Raw genomic sequence first — 16705 nt, forward strand, 5'->3', positions numbered from 1 at the left:
AAGACGGTCTTGCCGATATCGATGCCAAGGGTTTTGATATCCATGGGATGGTCCTTCCTTGCGTTGCTGATGTGGGCACATCAAGCATCGCACACCGAAAGCCCGGTGGGGCGGGCCATCCCATTAGACCTGAGCCCGATCACACTTTCAGAATAAGACTTGCTCCCGATATTTATGATAGACCGCAAAACTTTTGATATTTATCTTCATACAGCTTTTTGACGCGAATTGCGTTTAAGACCCGTTCCCAACGTTCTGTTTCTTCATACTCGCGTTTCAACTCTTCCACCGCGCCCATGTTTACCAAGGCTTTAATGATCGGATAGGAAATCTGTGCGCTTTCAGTGTCCCTTAGTATCTCCAGCAGATCGTCTTTGACACTAAATGCCCTTTCTTCCATCAAACAGATTCCTATCAAAGCTCCTCTTGGAAGATCTTCGCGGCTCAGGTTCTGCTTGGTTTTGTTACGGCCATACCATGCCCGGAACGCGGAAACGTAATACACGGCGGCATCCGGTTCACCGTCGCCGAGTCTTGCAACAGCCTCCCAGGCGATAGACCTAAGTTCGTCGTTCTGAAAAATTTCCAGGATTTGATCCGAAATAATAGCGCCTTGTCCGGCGGGTAGAGCGCCAATGGCTGTCGAGAGACTCCGAACAACGTTTGTCTGGTCCGGCGTGTTCAGGATTCTATCGGCCATGGCCGCAATCAACTCGTCGGGGACGGGGCTCAGTTTCTCATTAAAGCGCCTTAGCCCAAAGCCTGGTGTTATCCGTTCATCCTTTAGAGCCAGCAGCACTAGATCGACATCGTCTTGCGTCGGCGTAAGATCCTGACCCGGTGTGCTGTCCAGATTGCGATCCCTGAAGGACGCCAGATAGTGAGGAAAGAAATCGTGTCCGGCCTGCCTTGCTGCTCCCCGGCTCAACACCGCTCTTCGCACAAACTCACGTGCCTCAGATCGTGCTCCAATAAAGGGAGCTTTAACCGGATCAGTGACAGCACCGAAAATTCGCGGTTCCTCGTGATACGCAAAAGCTTGTAGATCGTTCTGCACAAACTCACTGCGTAAGAACCCAAGAGACATTTGCAGACTGCCACCACCGTGTCCAATACCTGTCAGTATCAGTGGATGCGACAACGGCTCGGCTTTCGTCTCGGTTGTCTGGAAAAGCGTTCTGTAACCGTTATCAGTCCTCTCAATGACACGCTTCCGTCTCGCTGAAACGGCGACTGCGCCGAGATTAAATCGAGCGGAGAGCTTAAACCTCCGCCGCTCGGTTACTGGCTCCGTCACATAAATGATCTCTGCGTCCGACAGCCGCCCTCCCTCACTCACGATGCACTCGCCGAGTAAAATACGCTGGGTAACTGCGCTCTCGGTATCAGGGTTAAGCGGACAGGTCTCCCGCTTTTCAATAAAGTAGACCGTCGTGAGCGTATCATCGGTCGTACTGGTGCCGACGAAATCGTCATCGCTCTGTTTCCGATGAACACCAACCATCACCCGATCTACTGCGCCGTTGTAAAGCAAACGCTGACAAAGCCTGTTGCAGTTGTTTTCATCGGATCGGCGAAATGTTGCGGTCCTACTCGTGATTAAAGCTAAAGTGCCACTAAGTTTTATCGGAGTCTCAACATCAACATCGTCTCGCGTTAGCTGCTCGACCCGTTTGTAGGTCTCCTGGTTATTGCTAAAGGGGATGTAGAAAGACACAAACGCCAACAGCGCTGGCGCCAAGCCCCATCGCAGTTTGCCCACAGGGCGCAGAACGAGCACCAAAAGTGTGAGAGCAAGCGAATAAAAGAATACGGATGGCGCCGCGTAGAGAATCAGACCTGGAATAACGAACAAAAACAAACCCACAACGATAAGGGTCGGACTCAACAATACGATCACTGTCAAGATTCCAGTGACGAAGAGAAACCAACCCCAGGCCTTTAGATCTCTAGACAAACCGATATCTCTTGAATTGCTCTCAAGGAAAAACTCGCTCTCTCACCAAAACGATATATGGAAAACCTTAACGGTTTTATACACTCTGGATTGTATTCCTTAACAATGTGCGCGCCTTAGCGGCTGTGGTATCTTTAGACGGTCCGGATCTGCCAAGAGCGCTGATCCCTTTGCCCAACTCCGCAAACCACTCGCCCCAACAAGCCCCCTTCAGAAACCTTGACCACACCCCAACGGCGCTGAATAGTTGTCGCAAAACATGTCCAAACGGAGCGCGGCAATGAAGAAAATCCTCACGGCCCTGGCGTTGATCTTTGTCGGCATCCCGGCGTCGGCGCAGCAAAGCGCAGAAGCTTGCGCGGCGCTTCGGGACAGCGTCTTTCCCGGCGGGCATGTGACCTCGGCGCGGGTCGTGGCGGCTGCGGACGCGAACCCGGCCTATTGCGAAGTGCGCGCCACGGCGCTGCCCGCGATCTCGATCGAGGTGCGGCTGCCACTGGAGGGTTGGAACGGCAAATTCTACCAGGCGGGCTGCGGCGGCTTTTGCGGCGTTCTCGGGCGGGCCGATGCGGGTAAGAGCTGGATCAACGCCATGCGCCCCGGGCTGGAACGGGGCTATGCCACCGCGACGTCGGACAGCGGGCACCACGGCCTGTCGGTGGTCGATGCCGGATGGGCTTATAACAACCCGCAGGCCGAGCGGGATTGGGGATGGCGGTCGATTGGCGAGACCAACCGCATCGCAAATCTGATGATCGAAGCCTTCTACGGCAACGCCTCGACGCAGGCGATCTTTCAGGGCTGCTCCACCGGCGGGCGCATGGCCCAGGTCGCGGCGCTGCGCCATCCCGAAATGTTCGACGGCATCATCTCGGGCGCGCCGGCCATGGACTACCCGGGCCTGGTCGGGACCAAGATGTCGTGGCTGGTCCAGGCCAACACCGCGCCCGACGGCAGCCAGATTCTCGGCCCCTCCGAGGCTGCCGTGATCGGTGACGCCGTGCTTGCTCAGTGCGACGGGGTGGATGGCGCCGAGGACGGCGTGATCGCCGATCCGCGCCAGTGCGAGGTCGACTACAGCGGCCTCGGGCTCTCCAATCAGCAGCTCGACGCGCTGGCAAAGTGGCGGGAAGGTCCGCGGAATGCGGCCGGCGAACAGCTCTATCCCGGCGGCATTCCCGAGGGGTCCGAGCCCTTCTGGTGGCTCTGGCTCACGGGCAATGGCGAGGGCGGCGGCAAGCTCGTTCCCGCCTTCGCGACCAACTTCGGCCGCTATATGGCCTTCGATGAAGATCCCGGCGCCAACTGGACGCCGATGGACTTCGATTTCGAGAGCGATCCGGCCCGCATGAGCCTCTCCACCGCCGCCTATAACGGCGACGACCCGGATATCTCGGCCTTTCGCGAAGCCGGCGGCAAGATGATCGTCTTCCACGGCTGGGCCGACGCGATCGTGACCCCCTACAAGACCGTGGAGTGGTACGAAAAGGCCGCCGAACTGGCGGGTGGAGAAGAGGCGCTGAAGGAAGACGTCGCCCTCTTCATGGTCCCCGGTCTGGATCACTGCGGCATCCTGCCCGGCCCGAACGGCATCAACGCCGCCGCGCTCGATCCCCTGACGCCGCTGGAAGCCTGGCTGAACGAGGGTGAAGCTCCGACCTCGATCGCCGCGGAATAGGATCGGGCAGGTCACGCGAGGGGAGCAACTGGCCCCGGTTTCCCCGATCAAATGCCCTTGGCGTAGGACTTGATCACATAGTCGTTGCCCAGTTCCTTGACGTAGCCGGACTCCCAGTAAAAGCCGCCGGGGGCACCGAACCATTTTTCGAAGTCGGCGGCTTTCTCGAAGTAGAAGATGCCGTAGTTGGGGTCGAAGAACATGGCGTCGGCGCCGACGAAGGCGGCGAGCGCATGCCCGCCCGCCGAACCATGCAGGGAGATGAGCTTGTAGGACCAGTAGCCGGCGCTGTGCTTGCCGACGATGGCCTTGGCCAGGCGCCAGGCGAAGGCGGTGTCCACGGCGCGGTTGTTGCGGCCGGGCTTGAGACCCGGATTGACCAGGTTCCGCGCCGGGTTGCTGATCTTCATCTGGCGCAGGATTCCCCGTTTGCGCAGGAACTCATCGGTGAAGGCGTCCTTGATACGGGCGGCCTCCGCCCAAGTCCTGGCGTTGTCGAGCGCCTTGCCGTAAGCGAGCTGGTTGAGGGCCATGGCCACGCCGGAGTAGTTGCCGCCGCTGCGCGGATTGGCCTCGGAGGCCATGGCCTTCGCCGCCTCAGCGAAAGAGGTGGGGACGTCATTGGCGTGATGGGCGATCCAGTTCATGCAGAGGGATTTGCAGATGCCGTCGCTGGTCTCGGGAAGCGCCAGCATGATGTTGCCGAGGCCTTCCACCCGGTCGCCCTGGTTGAAAGCTTCGATCAGGTATCCGTTAAAAATACGCGCGGTCCCGCGCACGACTGCCGGTGTGCCGAACATGTCAGCCTCCTTTTCGTATCTGCCCCCCCGGTTTCAAGTCCTGGGGTCTTAAGTCCTGGGAGGGGCGAAGTGTGATGATGTGGTTGGGCGGTTCGCCTGAGCGGCTAAACCGATCGGATGAACGCTAAGCCGCCGATTGCTGTGCCGGGGCGGGCGGCATCTCTTCAAAGCTAATCTCTTTAAGCCCGCTGGCCACGGCGAGATCGCCGGGAATAAGCGGCAGCGACCAGCCGGAGGAGATCGGCCTCATCGGCGCGCCCCATGGCGATTGCACCGTCGGGGAGCACTCCAGGCTCCCGACCATTGCAGGCACGGGCCCGACTGCTGCAGGAAACCCGAAAGCCTTGCGCCGATCCGCTCCGTTACCGGTTGTCACCGGCCGCAGTTGAGCAATAAATCCAGGCATCCGACTCTCCTCGCTTTGGCGGGCCTGCCGCGACGACCGCGGCCGATGCGCCCTTGTTACCGCGACAACAATCTGTCCCCCGGCTTTATTCCAATTTTTTTTCGAGTGGCCGCAGTTTAGAAAAAACGCGTCTCCCCGCCTGATGTAAGACCCCACGCGGACCAGTCGCCCGGCCCTGCCTTTAACATGCCGCGCAGGCGGAGACTCCCCGATCGCGAAGCAGGGAAGTGCGGACGCGGAGACATCCTGGCGCAGGACCTGGAATTGGGCGCACCGCGGCCAATGCCGAACCTACGGCGCCAGACCCAAACAGGGCCGGACCCGCAGTGCCCGAACCGCTGTCCCCAAGGCGGAGCGCGAAACGCTGCCCCCGATCATAGCATCCGGGTCACAGCAGTAGACCCCGCTCCGCCGACGGCCGGACTGAAACGGTAGCCGTTACGCGGCGCGGACGCGGTCCAGGAAGCTGGTCACCTGTTCTGACAGCCGCTCGGACTGCCGCGCGAGTTCCGCGGAGGCCGAGAGGACATTGCCCGCACTCTCTCCGGTCTGATCCGAGGCGCTTCTGACCCCGGCAATCGACGAGGTGACCTCCTGGGTGCCGGCGGAGGCCTGCTGGGTGTTGCGGCCGATCTCGTTGGCCGCCGCGTTCTGTTCTTCGATCGCGGCCGCGACCGAGGTGGAGATCTCGCGGATCCGGTCGATCCGCACGTTGATATCCGCAATGGCCGAAACCGCCCGGCCGGTCTGATCCTGAACGCTCTGAATCTGACTGGCGATCTCTTCGGTCGCCTTGCCGGTCTGGTTCGCCAGGCTCTTGACCTCACTGGCAACGACCGCGAAACCCTTACCGGCATCGCCGGCCCGCGCGGCCTCGATCGTCGCGTTCAAAGCCAGAAGGTTCGTCTGTTCCGCAATGTTCGTGATCAGGCTGACGACGTCGCCGATGGACTCGACCCGGTCCGCCAGGCCCTTGATTTCAGTATCGCTAAGGGCCGCCGCGTTGACCGCCTCTTCCGCAGCGCCGGTCTGAACCGTCATCTGGCGGCTGATCTCGCCGATCGAATTGCCAAGCTCTTCAGAGGCCGCGGCAACCGTGGCGACGTTGGAGGAGGCATCCGTTGCGGCGCTCGAGACGATATTCGCCTGGTTGCTTGCTTCGGAGGCAATGTCGGACATGCTTTGCGACGTGGATTGCATCTCCGTCGCCGCGGAGGACACGGACTGAACGATCTCGCCCACCTCGGCCTGGAACTCGTCAGCCAAGGTCAGCATGGCGGCTTTCTTCTCGGCTTCCGCACGCGCGCTGGCCTCCCTCTGCTGCTGCTCGAGCGCAATCTTCTCGACCGCATTTACGCGGAACACCTCGACCGCGCGCGCCATCTCCCCGATCTCGTTGCGCAGATCCTGGAAGGGAACCTCCAGCTCGGTCTCTCCTTTCGCGAGGCTGCGCATGGTCGCGGTTGTCGTGGCAACCCCTTGAGAGATCGCCCGGGCGGACATCAGCACAATACCGGCCGTGACGGTCAGTATGATGGCGACGATGGTCATGGCTTTGGTCAGGCTGGCCCAGAAGAGAGCATCCAGATCGTCGACATAGACGCCCGTTCCGACCATCCATCCCCAAGGCTCGAAGGGAGCTCCGTAACCGATCTTCGCAACCGGAATATCGGACCCGGCTCTCGGCCAGTCATAGTTCACAACGCCGCCGCCAGTCTTGGCGGCTTCAATGAGATCCCGAATCAGGAAGACGCCGTTGGGATCCTTCACGCCGATCATATCCGTGCCTTCACGCGCCGGCGCCGGACCCAAGACCTGGTTGGTTCCCTTGTAGTCGTATACATAATAGTAGTCGTCATTCCCGAAACGAACGTCGCGCAGAGCGTCGCGCGCCAAGGTCTGCGCAGCCTCCAGGGTCAGGTCGCCGCTCTCGTACCGGGCGTGATGATAAGCGAGGATATCAACCGCCGCTTCGGAGAGTGTCGCAATCGCGGCAACACGCGCATCGTACATGGACTCTTTCTCCGACAGGAGCATCAAGCCACTAAGAACGGGGAAGCCGACAACGCTTACAATCATAATCAAGATCAGCCGAGCCTTGATCGACATGTGACGCAACATAGTAAATCCAAGAGTTAAGTGAAGACTCCCTCTGTAGTAGCAAAAAATTGTGATTTTTCAGTTAATTGCAGAGTATTCGGTCAAGGTAAACATCGAAATTACGCTTTTTCGACCTTGCGTTGTTTCCTCTTCTCTTTATGGATCGAATCGAGTCCCCAGGTGGTAAGCAGTCCGCGCGCATTGGCTTAAAGCGCGACCCATAATGTAAGAAATGGAAGCTACGACCTGACGCGCGCGCTGGAGACCGCAAGGCCGCCGAAGACCGTGACGAGGCCGAGCGCCGCGGCGCCGAGGGAGAAGCCGGCGGCGAGACCGAACATGGCGGGCCAGGCAAAGCCCGCCGCGATGCCCGCAAGGACCGCGCCCAGCGCGCCGATGCCGTCCATCAGCGCGAAGGCGAAACCCAGGGTCGAACCCTCGCTGTGGCCGACGTGATCGATGGCGCCGGCGAGGATGGCGGCGCGGATCGCGGTGAGCGCGGCGACCGCAAGCATCATGGCCGGGATCATGATCCAGAGCGAGGGCTGGAAGATCATCAGCAGGGCCGCAAGCGCCGCCGCGAGATTGCCGAAGACCACGACCGGCCGGCGGCCGGCGATGTCGGAGAGCTTGCCGACCCAGGGCTGCGCCAGCGCGCCGACGATCAGCATGGCGGAGAAGGCGATGCCCGCCGCCCCCGGGCCGAAGCCGTGACGGTCCGCGAGATAGAGCGGGATCATGCTGAGCAACGCCATCAGCGCCATGTTGTAGAGACAGATCATCGCCACCAAACGCGGGCCGCTGCCCCGCCGCCAGATGTTCAGCAGGTTGAGCAGGGTCCGTTTGCTGACCGACTTCTTTTCGACCCGCGGGACCGCCCGCGCGACCCAGAAGAAGCAGATCCCCATGAGCGCGGTGGGCAGCGCCGAGATCACCAGGGCCTCGCGCCAGTCGACGAAGGCCAGCAGGAAGCCGACGGCGAGCGGCGACAGCACCTCGGCGAGCGAGCCGCCGATGGCGTGAATGCCCAGCACATGCGCGCGGCGGTGCTTGTTGTCGCGGGTGAGCACGCCCGTGGCGATCGGGTGCCAGGCCGCATCGCCCAGGCCGGCGACGGCGAGCAGCAGCGCGAGACTCCAGAAGCCCGGCGCCATGGCGGCCAGCAGATAGCCGACGGCAACCCACCAAAAGGTCGCTGCCAGCAGCCGGCCCCGGTTCGAGACGTGATCGGCGAGAATACCGGCGGGCAGATAAGCCAGCGCACCGCCGAAATTGCAGATCGTGAAGAGCAGGCCGACCTCGGCCGGCGACAACCCCATGGCGAGGCCGGCGGTGGGCACGATCAGCCACAGCGAAGTGACCGGCCAGTCGTTGGCGAAATGGCCCAGCGCGAACCAGGTCAGGAAGCTGCGGTTGGTCATGGCGGCGGCACGCTCTGCTTGGGGAATGGAGACGCTCTCTTAACAAGACCCTAAACCAGAACAACCTGTCTTTCGTTCGACAGAGAGACGAATTATATCTAGAATTCGTCAGACAGCTGACGGAATTGATCCCATGCCCGAACTGGCCCGATAACCGGACTGGCCCCATGACTGAATTAAAAGACCACCCCCTCAGCGGTTCCGGCGAAGCGAACATGCCGCGCTATCTGGGGGAGACGGTGAAATCGATCGCCAGCGAGAGTTACGGCTGGCACAGCCACGGCTGGGGGCAGCTCATCTCGGCGGCCTCGGGCTCCATGTACGTCGGCACGCCGGACCTGGTCCTCCTGCTCAGCCCGGCGATGGTTCTTTGGATTCCGCCGGATGTGGAGCACTGGATGCGCTACGGACCGGACAACGAAATGCGCTACGTCGACGTGCGCCGGGACGAAGCCGGGAAGATCGGCGCGGACTGCCGGATCATCGCCATGACGCCGCTGCTGGGCGCCCTGATGTCCGAGACGGTTCCGCGCAAGGGACGCGGCCGCGCGGACGGTCATAAGGCCGCGCTGCACGACCTGCTGCGTCACGAACTGGCCGCGGCGCCGGATGTGCCGCTCTCGATCACCCTGCCACGGGATTCCCGCATCCGCCGCTTCGCGGAGTCTGCGCTCGACGATCCCGGCGTCATCGACTCCGTCGAGACCTGGCTCGCCGACGCCCCCGCCAGCCGCAAGACGGTCGAACGCCTCTTTACCGCGGAAACCGGCATGCCGCCGTCACGCTGGCTGCGGCACGCGCGCCTTTTTCATGCCATCTCCAGGCTCTCCGCCGGCGAGAAAGTCAGTTCCGTCGCCTTCGACATGGGTTATGCCTCTTCCAGCGCCTTCAGCTATATGTTCCGCCAAAGCCTGGGGCGCAGCCCGAGCGACTTCTGCAGCTGAGTCTCCGGAGGTGCGTTGACCGGGCTCATCCCTTGTTTTCTGAACTGCGCGTCAGCTTGCAAAGGCAGAGCGGCAGGAAAAGCCAGGCGGTCACCCGGCCGTGGTGAGACGGAGAAGCCGGTCACGCAGCTGCTTGACGATCGACAGAAGATTCTGCCGGGTCGTTCCCGGAAAACCTGCCGCTGTGAAAAGCTCCGGGTAGCTGAAGTAGTGGTGCGATGTGCTCAAGCGCTTAATGTTCCGCCGCTGAAAGTCGGTCATGGGCAGGGCTTTGATCGCATCCAGGGCCTCTTGCCGTGCGCCCACATCATAGAGGTGCAAGGCCCGGCCCGGTTCCAGGCGCTCACGGGACTGGCCGGTCAGGGGCGCAAGAATCTCATCCCAGGCCGCCTGCACCTTCGCGACACTCCAATGCCGAATGTCCCAGTCCCCGGGTTTGATCTTCTTGAAGTCGAGTGGCCCGTTCACATGAAAAGCGACCGTCGAACCTCCATCCACCACCTGCTGCAGGGATAAGTGATCCGCCAGCTGATGACAGCAAACAGCCAGGGAGTAAGCCGGAAAATAGAGATAGTCCTGCATTGCGATGGTTGCGGAGCCGGGCACCAGGGAAGAGCCGAAAACCTCCAGGCAATGGGTCAGGTCCGGTTGTTTTTTCGGCGCATCGAGGAACAGAAATTCGATCGGCTTCCCGGTCCATTCGATATCTTTGATTTTTGTCCGCTGACTCGTGATACGGTCGGCGAAGGCAGACACATTTTTCAGGAAATACTCTTCAAAGCTATCGCCCTTTTTCAGCGGAAGATCGACGACGTTGCTGTCACCCCATGCCCAGGTGAAGCCATCGAAGCAATAGAGATGGGTTTGCTTGCCGCTGGCCGCCAATCCAGCGGCAATATGGATGCTGCTTCGGCCGAGCCAAGAGCCGACCTCCACAACATCGCCGGTGCCGCGCAGCTGGCTCGAGCTTTTCCAGAAGAGGTACCGGCATTCGGGTTCCGACGTCATGCCCGGGAGTGTCGGGAGTTCTGGCAGCACAACCTTGGCGAAATCCGACGCAAGCGGGGGGACATCAGCCCCCGGTGAATGACCCGAAATACTATGTTCTGTCATTTCGACGTCTTTCTATCTTGAAGCTTGCACATCGCCTGTCGTCAGCCTGAGCGTGAAGAGGATCCGCCATGGATATTCGGTCTTGAACTCCATACCTGCAAGCTCCTCGCCTTACAACTTTAAACAGGTCATGTCCGCCCTTGCGCTCTCGGGAGGCACTTGACCCGGCTAATCCTCGGCCCGCTGTCGGGTCAGCCACGCGCGCGGGGCGCAGCCGAAGCGGCGTTGGAAGGCACGGGCCAGGGCGGTGGCGCTTTGATAGCCGGTCGCCGGGGCGACGGCCTTTAAGGGCCGGCCCCGCAGGAGGAGCTGCTTTGCGAGCTCCAGGCGCAGGGCGGTCAGATAGTCGCCAGGCGACGCCCCGACCCGCTGCTTGAATGCCGCCGCGAAGTTGGAACGGGACATGCCGGCGATCCCCGCCAGGGCCTCGATGTTCAGCTCCGCCGCCGGGTCGGCGTGCATGGCGGCAAGGGACCTGGCGAGCTTGGGATCCGCCAGGCCGGCCAGCAGGCCCCGTTCGACCAGGCCCCGCGCAATACAGTGGCGCAGCAGCATGACGATCAGCAGCTCGAGGATCAGATCGACCGCGGCCCGCTGTCCGAACCCGGGCGTGAAGGCTTCATCGAAAAGACGCTCGAGCACGGGACCCAGGCCCGCCAGGGCATCGAGCGGCACGATCAGTGGGTCCGGCAGTCCGAGCATCAGAAATTCGGCCTCGGGACCGTTATAGCTCAGGCGGGCGCAAACCAGTTCGCTGCCCGGTTCGCTTCCGGATTCACCACCCGATCCGCGCACTGGTTCACTCCCCCGTTTATTGGCCGGTTCACTCTCCTGTTTGCTGGCCGCTTGCCCCTCGGCTTCCAGGCGGTGGCCGCGGGGCTTTGAGAAGAGGATGAGACTTGGCTGCTCGATATGCCGGACCGCTTCGCCCTTGCTATGCAGCCGCAGCGGGCCCCGGCGCAGCAGATGCAGATGACCCTGCGCGCCGACGTCGCCGACGTCGGAGGTGCCGCAGAGGGACCCGGAAAAAAAGACGCTGGCAGTCAGGCTGCGGCCGCTGAGCCAGGGAAAGAGATCGGGGTCTTCGGACGAACGGCGTGTTTCTTCGGACAAAATATCAGACCTGATGGCTTACCTCTGTTCCAGGGACCGGACCGCGGCCTCGCCCGCAAGCCTGCGCCCCTTCGAACAATGAACCCACTGGAGGTATCCCAATGTCGCTCGTTTTCAAAGCTTTTCGTAACGCGCTCTTCTCCGTCGGCCTTGCGCTGGCGGTCGTCCCGGCCACAGCCCAGCTCGCGCAGGCCGAAACCGAGGTCAATATCGTCGAGGGCTACGCCGTGCACGGCTACGACGTCGTCGCTTACTTTACGCAGGACAAGCCGGTCGTCGGTGACGACCGCTTCACCGCAAGTCACGAAGGCGCAAACTATCGCTTCGCAAGCGCGGAAAACCGCGATCTCTTCACCGCCGATCCGGCCAAGTACGCCCCTAAGTACGGCGGGTACTGCGCCTTCGGTGCCGCCATGGGCCGTAAATTCGACGGTGATCCCAACGCCTGGGCGATCGTTGACGGCGAGCTCTACCTGAACCTCAACAAGAAGGTTCAGGCCCGCTGGAAAGAGAACATCCCCGGTTTCATCAAGGGTTCCGAGAATAACTGGCCCCTGATCCGCAGCATCGCCGATGCCTCTCTCGAAGCCTCCACGCCGGAAGGTGTGACGATCGGCGCTCAGTAAGTCCGCCACTGAACCGTTCGCCCGGAGCCATCTGCGCTCCGGGCTTTCTGGAGCAAGATCATCCGTCATGCGGTCCCGGGTGGTGCCGCAAGACGGAACCGCTGCGCGGCGGCCACAGCATAAAGATGACCCTGAATAGATAGACTCAGATCTTTTTTGTGTATTTCTAAGCGAGCTCAGATAACATCTAATGCCTTAGTTTGGACCACATACTCGGTCCACTGGACTTGGCGCAGAACAGTTGTATGACAGCAGAGCAGGGCACGTTGGCCGGTGTGAACGAAGAATCCAGAGCTCTTCGGGTGGCAGTAATTGAGGAGATTCGGGTGCTCGCCAGTGCCTCGCTGCAATCGAAATATGAGATTGATGTTCCCATTGCAGATGTTCCGGCCGAACTTATTTGCGGCTTTTGCGATGATCTCTATCATCCAAAAAGCAAAACCTTCCTGGACGCATTCACGGAAGACGAAATCAAACAATTAGCAGTGCTGTACGGACTGCTGTATCTCGTCAGCGAGACGGTGAACCGGTCACATCCTCTGAAAATAGCCGATCTCCAGAAACTGCCTGAATGGCGTGCGGTCATGTCATATGCGAAAGACTTGGAGTCCGATCTCTAACGTAGAGAAGAGCCGGGTTTAATGGGAGGGTCCGCCCCACGGTTTTTTGGTATGCGATGATCGATGTGCCCGCATCACCAACACGAGGACATTATCTCATTCCACTCGCCTCCAAATGCTCTGCGCTTGCAGATTTCAGGTTGCAGCCGGGAAATTGAACCTAAATAGCAAACAGGTTCATCACATATCGGCCTCTGCGCCGGAGATGGCCGCGCGCCGCGTGCCATGCCGGGGTTCGCACGCCCGGCTCTACGCATCACAGTATTTCGAGGTTTACCAAGAATGAGCATGACCAGAGGCAATCCCGGGGCGCTCTTCAACAGCACCCAGTATGGTTTCTCCCAGGCCGTATCGGCGAAAGGGAGCAGAATCGTCATGACGTCCGGTCAAGTGGCCTGGGACGCAGACGAAACCCTGACGGGCGCGGGCGATTTGTATGCCGAGGCGTCCAAGTCCCTGGAGAACGTAAAGATCGCCCTGTCCTCGCTTGACGCCCGGCTCGCGGACGTCGTTTCCCTGCGCATTTACATCGTCGATTACAAGCTCGAGGAATCCGATCTGATCAGCCGCGCCCTCAAGGAATCCTTTCCCGAAGGAGAAGAACCCGCCGCGACCTGGATCGGGGTCAACTGCCTTGCCAACCCGGATTTCCGTATCGAGATCGAGGCCATGGCCGTTGTTCCGGAGGCGTAAAAGCCCTTAACAAATAGTGCAGTCGGTACCCTTGTGGCAGGTAGGACAGCGCCTTCGATACACCGCAGTCCTCCTGACGCTCAATCGAATTCGATCAGCACCAGGATGAAATCGACGCACTCGCCTTGGATCGAGAAAGGGAGAAAAATCTCCCAGGATTTTTTGATTCCGTCCATGGGCCCGATGTAGTTCAGGGAAAGGAGTTTGGGCGTCCCGCTGGCTTCCACCTCGCTGTAGGCGTTCCAGACTTCCGAACCCGGGCCCTTGCCCTCGATCTCCGACAGTCTCTTTCCGGTGTAGCTGTCCTTCACGCGGTCGTCGATGTAGGTCCCGACAAGACGGAACCTGAAGTCCTTAAAGGGCTGGTCTTGGCCATCGCGCACCACCTCAACCATCAAAAGGTGCGGCAGGAGCGACGGCACATCGAGGGGATCGAAGGCCGAGCGCAGGGGAAGTGCGCGCGCACCCTTCAGGCGTTTCCAGTGCTCTAGGGCTTGCCGCAGCCTATCCGGCAGATCACCAGGATCGTACGTCTTTGGAGTGTCGCCCATGTCATCGTGCCCCGATAGCGTGACCGCCCCGCGGCCAGGGCCCTCTGAAATTCAGCATACCGTTAGAGTTGTGCAGACTACCGGCTTAGCTGTCAATTTGTAACGGTGCCGCGCCCTGATTTTTACAACTTTGATTGAGCTTAACCGGCAAGTGCGACACACCCTGGCTCCGCTAAAAGCCGCCTGGTCCGCGACCCAACTGCAATTGCAGCGTCGCTGCGCCGATTGACGGCGGACTGCCCGACTACACCGGCTTGCGTAACATGTGCAAGAACGCTGACCGCTGCCAACCTGTTACCCAAATGATGCATTGCTTTGAAGTCTCGTTTCCTGAGCGCAGAATTTATGCCTCGGTGGAGCTGTGCAAGGGTCTCGGGCAAGTTCTTCTCGATAGAGGAAGAGCCTCTCACCATGCCGAAAACGGATGAGGACAGACAGGTACCCAGGTACTGCAAAGCCAGGAAATCACGATCTTTGTACGCCTGGTTGATGCTGTCCACGAGATCGGCGCAGACCATCGATTCCACCCGGACTCTTACGGCCGGATACCTCGCTTCGGTATGTGCCTGTGCGAACCGCCATGAAACGAACATTGTCTTATCCCCTTACTTAAATTGCGTGATATCCGCGCTTAGTCCAGACGCTGCAGTTTTGTGTGTTTTAGTTCCGGACGCTTGCAGGCGCGCTTTGGTCAAATCCCCTTCGCGTAGGACTTGATGACAAAGTCGTCGCCCAAATGCCGGACGTAGTTCGAGGCCCAGTAGAAACCGCCGGGTTCGCCAACCCAGCGCTGGAAGTCGGCCGCGTTCTCGAAGTAGAAGATGCCGTAATTGGGATCGAAGAACATGGCGTCGTCACCAACGAAGGCTGCCACAGCGTGCCCCCCCACCGGCCCATGGATGGAGATGATCTTGTAGGACCAATAGCGGCCCGAGTGATTGCCCACGATGGACTCGCCCAACCGCCGGCCGAACGCGATTTGCACCATCGGACTGTTAGCGGGGTCCCTGAACCCCGGAGGCGGCCTGAGCCCTGGAGGCGCTTTGGACGCGGAAGGCGACAGGTTCAGCGCCGGGTTGGAGATGTTCATCTGCCGCAGGATTTTGTGCCTGCGCAGGAAATTGTCGGTGAACTGGTCCTTGGTACGATTGTAATCGGTGCGGTTCGTGCAGGTCCTCAGAGCGTCGGCGTATTTCAACTGGTTCAAGGCAATAGCCACACCGGTGAAATAGCCGCCGCTGCGCTGCGTGCCCGAACCCATGGCCCTTGCCGCCTCCGCAAAACTCTTCGGTACGTCATTGGCGTGATGGGCGACCCAGTGCATGCAGAGGGATTTGCAGACCCCCTGACTTGTTCCTGGTATTTGGCGCATAATGGTGCCGAGGCCTTCCATTCGGTCGCCCTGATCGAAAGCTTCAATCAGATATCCGCCGAAATTCCGTACCGTGCCACGCACGATCGCTTTTGAGCCGAACATGTCAGTCTCCTCCTCTGGCTGCCCGTCAGGGCCCAGGTGTCATGATGTGAATGATGGGGTGCTGTTTGCGGCGACGCCGTGTATCAGTATTATGGGGACGCTTTATCTTTTCCGCAATCGTCAGAATCAAGAACGTAGAAGGTCTCCGCCGGAACCGACGTTGCCTTGTTCCCGCCAGCCGAAGAGGCACCTCTTGGTATAAGCGGCAGTGGCTGCGGGCAGGATATTTTCCGCATGCTTGCCCCCCATGGGGACGATGCCGGATGCTCGCTCGTCGCCGACCTGTGCCAAACCGCCGGACGAAGCGAGATAACATCGCAGGGTGTCGCTGTCCTGTCGTATTCCACCGGACGCTTAGGAGAAATCTGTACAAGCATTCGACTGTCCTCGGTTTGGCCCGTTTGTCGCGATGACCGCGATCTGCGAGCGGGTGTTGCAGCTACAACAATCCGGCCATTTGTTTTATTCCGATTTTTTTTGACCTGCATATCCAGGCGCGCAAGAAGGCCCGCCGTGCCCCCGGTAAAAACGATCCAACCCGCCGCTCACGGCCCGATAACATCTGCGTAAGGAGGGTGGCGCCGACGCTGTTTCGCACCATATCGGTGTCAGGAATTCAGAGACCACCAATGGAGTTTCCCATGGCCTTCACCCGACGTAGTCTTTTGTCGTTTGCCGTTGCCGTGCCCGCAGCGGCTGCTCTCGCCCCGCTCGCTTTCTCCCCGGCTGCGCGTGCCGCGAAGCCGGCGGTCTATGCCAATGACGGGATCGCCATCGACGGCTCCGATGCCGTCGCCTATTTCACCGAAGGCCGGCCCGTCGCGGGCAAAGCCGATCTGACCCATGACTGGATGGGCGTGACCTGGCGGTTTGCATCGGAAGAGAACCGCGCCGCTTTTGCGGCCAGGCCCGAGGATTACGCGCCGCAATACGGCGGCTACTGCGCCTATGCCGTGAGCGAAGGCTACACCGCGTCGACCGTGCCGGAGGCCTGGAAGATTGTGGACGGCAAGCTCTACCTGAACTACTCGCGTGGCATTCAGCGGCGATGGGAGCGCGATATTCCCGGCCGCATCGCCGCCGCGGACGCGAACTGGCCGTCCGTGCTGTCCTGAGCGCCCAGGGCTGTCGTCAGCTCCGCCGCGATTTTGGAAGAGAAGCGGTGCTCATTGAAGTAGTGAGACCGACCAAGGTACTCGCCAGTTA

General features: G+C 60.4%; 15 protein-coding genes. 6 read left to right on the forward strand and 9 right to left on the reverse strand.

What is annotated here, in order from left to right; genetic code table 11:
• Positions 1–172: 172 nt before the first annotated feature.
• Positions 173–1900, reverse strand: coding sequence for a hypothetical protein (locus FKG95_RS20800; protein WP_142898352.1), 1728 nt, complete (start codon positions 1898–1900; stop codon positions 173–175).
• Between the two features lie 337 nt (positions 1901–2237).
• Here FKG95_RS20800 and FKG95_RS20805 point away from each other — a divergent pair, with 337 nt between their 5' ends.
• Positions 2238–3635, forward strand: coding sequence for a tannase/feruloyl esterase family alpha/beta hydrolase (locus FKG95_RS20805; protein WP_142898353.1), 1398 nt, complete (start codon positions 2238–2240; stop codon positions 3633–3635).
• A 47-nt stretch (positions 3636–3682) separates the two neighbouring features.
• Here FKG95_RS20805 and FKG95_RS20810 read toward each other — a convergent pair whose 3' ends face one another.
• From FKG95_RS20810 to FKG95_RS20825, 4 genes are all read right to left on the reverse strand, one after another.
• Positions 3683–4435: a YopT-type cysteine protease domain-containing protein gene (locus FKG95_RS20810; RefSeq protein ID WP_142898354.1), complete on the reverse strand. Its 753-nt coding sequence runs from the start codon at positions 4433–4435 to the stop codon at positions 3683–3685.
• A gap of 124 nt (positions 4436–4559) precedes the next feature.
• The gene (locus tag FKG95_RS20815) at positions 4560–4841 is read right to left on the reverse strand and encodes a hypothetical protein (protein ID WP_142898355.1); all 282 of its coding nucleotides are present in this window, start codon (positions 4839–4841) and stop codon (positions 4560–4562) included.
• 438 nt (positions 4842–5279) lie between these two features.
• Positions 5280–6854 carry a methyl-accepting chemotaxis protein gene (locus FKG95_RS20820; RefSeq protein WP_179954199.1) on the reverse strand — a complete coding sequence of 525 codons (1575 nt, stop codon included), beginning with the start codon at positions 6852–6854 and terminating at the stop codon, positions 5280–5282.
• A gap of 326 nt (positions 6855–7180) precedes the next feature.
• Complete coding sequence (locus FKG95_RS20825; protein ID WP_142898357.1) at positions 7181–8362, reverse strand: MFS transporter; 1182 nt, start codon at positions 8360–8362, stop codon at positions 7181–7183.
• A 167-nt stretch (positions 8363–8529) separates the two neighbouring features.
• On the opposite strand from FKG95_RS20825, the gene FKG95_RS20830 reads away from it, so the two are divergent.
• Positions 8530–9306, forward strand: coding sequence for an AraC family transcriptional regulator (locus tag FKG95_RS20830; protein WP_142898358.1), 777 nt, complete (start codon positions 8530–8532; stop codon positions 9304–9306).
• A gap of 90 nt (positions 9307–9396) precedes the next feature.
• Here FKG95_RS20830 and FKG95_RS20835 read toward each other — a convergent pair whose 3' ends face one another.
• Both FKG95_RS20835 and FKG95_RS20840 read right to left on the reverse strand, forming a co-directional pair.
• Positions 9397–10419: a class I SAM-dependent methyltransferase gene (locus FKG95_RS20835; RefSeq protein WP_142898359.1), complete on the reverse strand. Its 1023-nt coding sequence runs from the start codon at positions 10417–10419 to the stop codon at positions 9397–9399.
• 168 nt (positions 10420–10587) lie between these two features.
• Positions 10588–11532, reverse strand: coding sequence for an AraC family transcriptional regulator (locus tag FKG95_RS20840; protein ID WP_142898360.1), 945 nt, complete (start codon positions 11530–11532; stop codon positions 10588–10590).
• Between the two features lie 101 nt (positions 11533–11633).
• Here FKG95_RS20840 and FKG95_RS20845 point away from each other — a divergent pair, with 101 nt between their 5' ends.
• From FKG95_RS20845 to FKG95_RS20855, 3 genes are all read left to right on the forward strand, one after another.
• Positions 11634–12158, forward strand: coding sequence for a YHS domain-containing (seleno)protein (locus tag FKG95_RS20845; RefSeq protein WP_142898361.1), 525 nt, complete (start codon positions 11634–11636; stop codon positions 12156–12158).
• Between the two features lie 245 nt (positions 12159–12403).
• Complete coding sequence (locus tag FKG95_RS20850) at positions 12404–12778, forward strand: hypothetical protein (protein ID WP_142898362.1); 375 nt, start codon at positions 12404–12406, stop codon at positions 12776–12778.
• Positions 12779–13060: 282 nt separating this feature from the next.
• Positions 13061–13471: a RidA family protein gene (locus tag FKG95_RS20855; protein ID WP_179954200.1), complete on the forward strand. Its 411-nt coding sequence runs from the start codon at positions 13061–13063 to the stop codon at positions 13469–13471.
• Positions 13472–13551: 80 nt separating this feature from the next.
• Here FKG95_RS20855 and FKG95_RS20860 read toward each other — a convergent pair whose 3' ends face one another.
• Positions 13552–14022, reverse strand: a complete 471-nt coding sequence (locus FKG95_RS20860) for a PAS domain-containing protein (RefSeq protein ID WP_142898364.1) — start codon at positions 14020–14022, stop codon at positions 13552–13554.
• Positions 14023–14713: 691 nt separating this feature from the next.
• A complete protein-coding gene (locus tag FKG95_RS20865) occupies positions 14714–15499 on the reverse strand; it encodes a YopT-type cysteine protease domain-containing protein (protein ID WP_142898365.1) in 786 nt (261 codons plus the stop codon).
• Between the two features lie 629 nt (positions 15500–16128).
• Here FKG95_RS20865 and FKG95_RS20870 point away from each other — a divergent pair.
• Positions 16129–16614, forward strand: coding sequence for a YHS domain-containing (seleno)protein (locus tag FKG95_RS20870; protein ID WP_218940305.1), 486 nt, complete (start codon positions 16129–16131; stop codon positions 16612–16614).
• Positions 16615–16705 lie beyond the last annotated feature (91 nt).

Origin of the sequence: Denitrobaculum tricleocarpae, from assembly GCF_007004665.1 — a bacterium.
In the GTDB taxonomy this organism is placed as follows: Bacteria; Pseudomonadota; Alphaproteobacteria; order Kiloniellales; family Kiloniellaceae; genus Denitrobaculum; species Denitrobaculum tricleocarpae.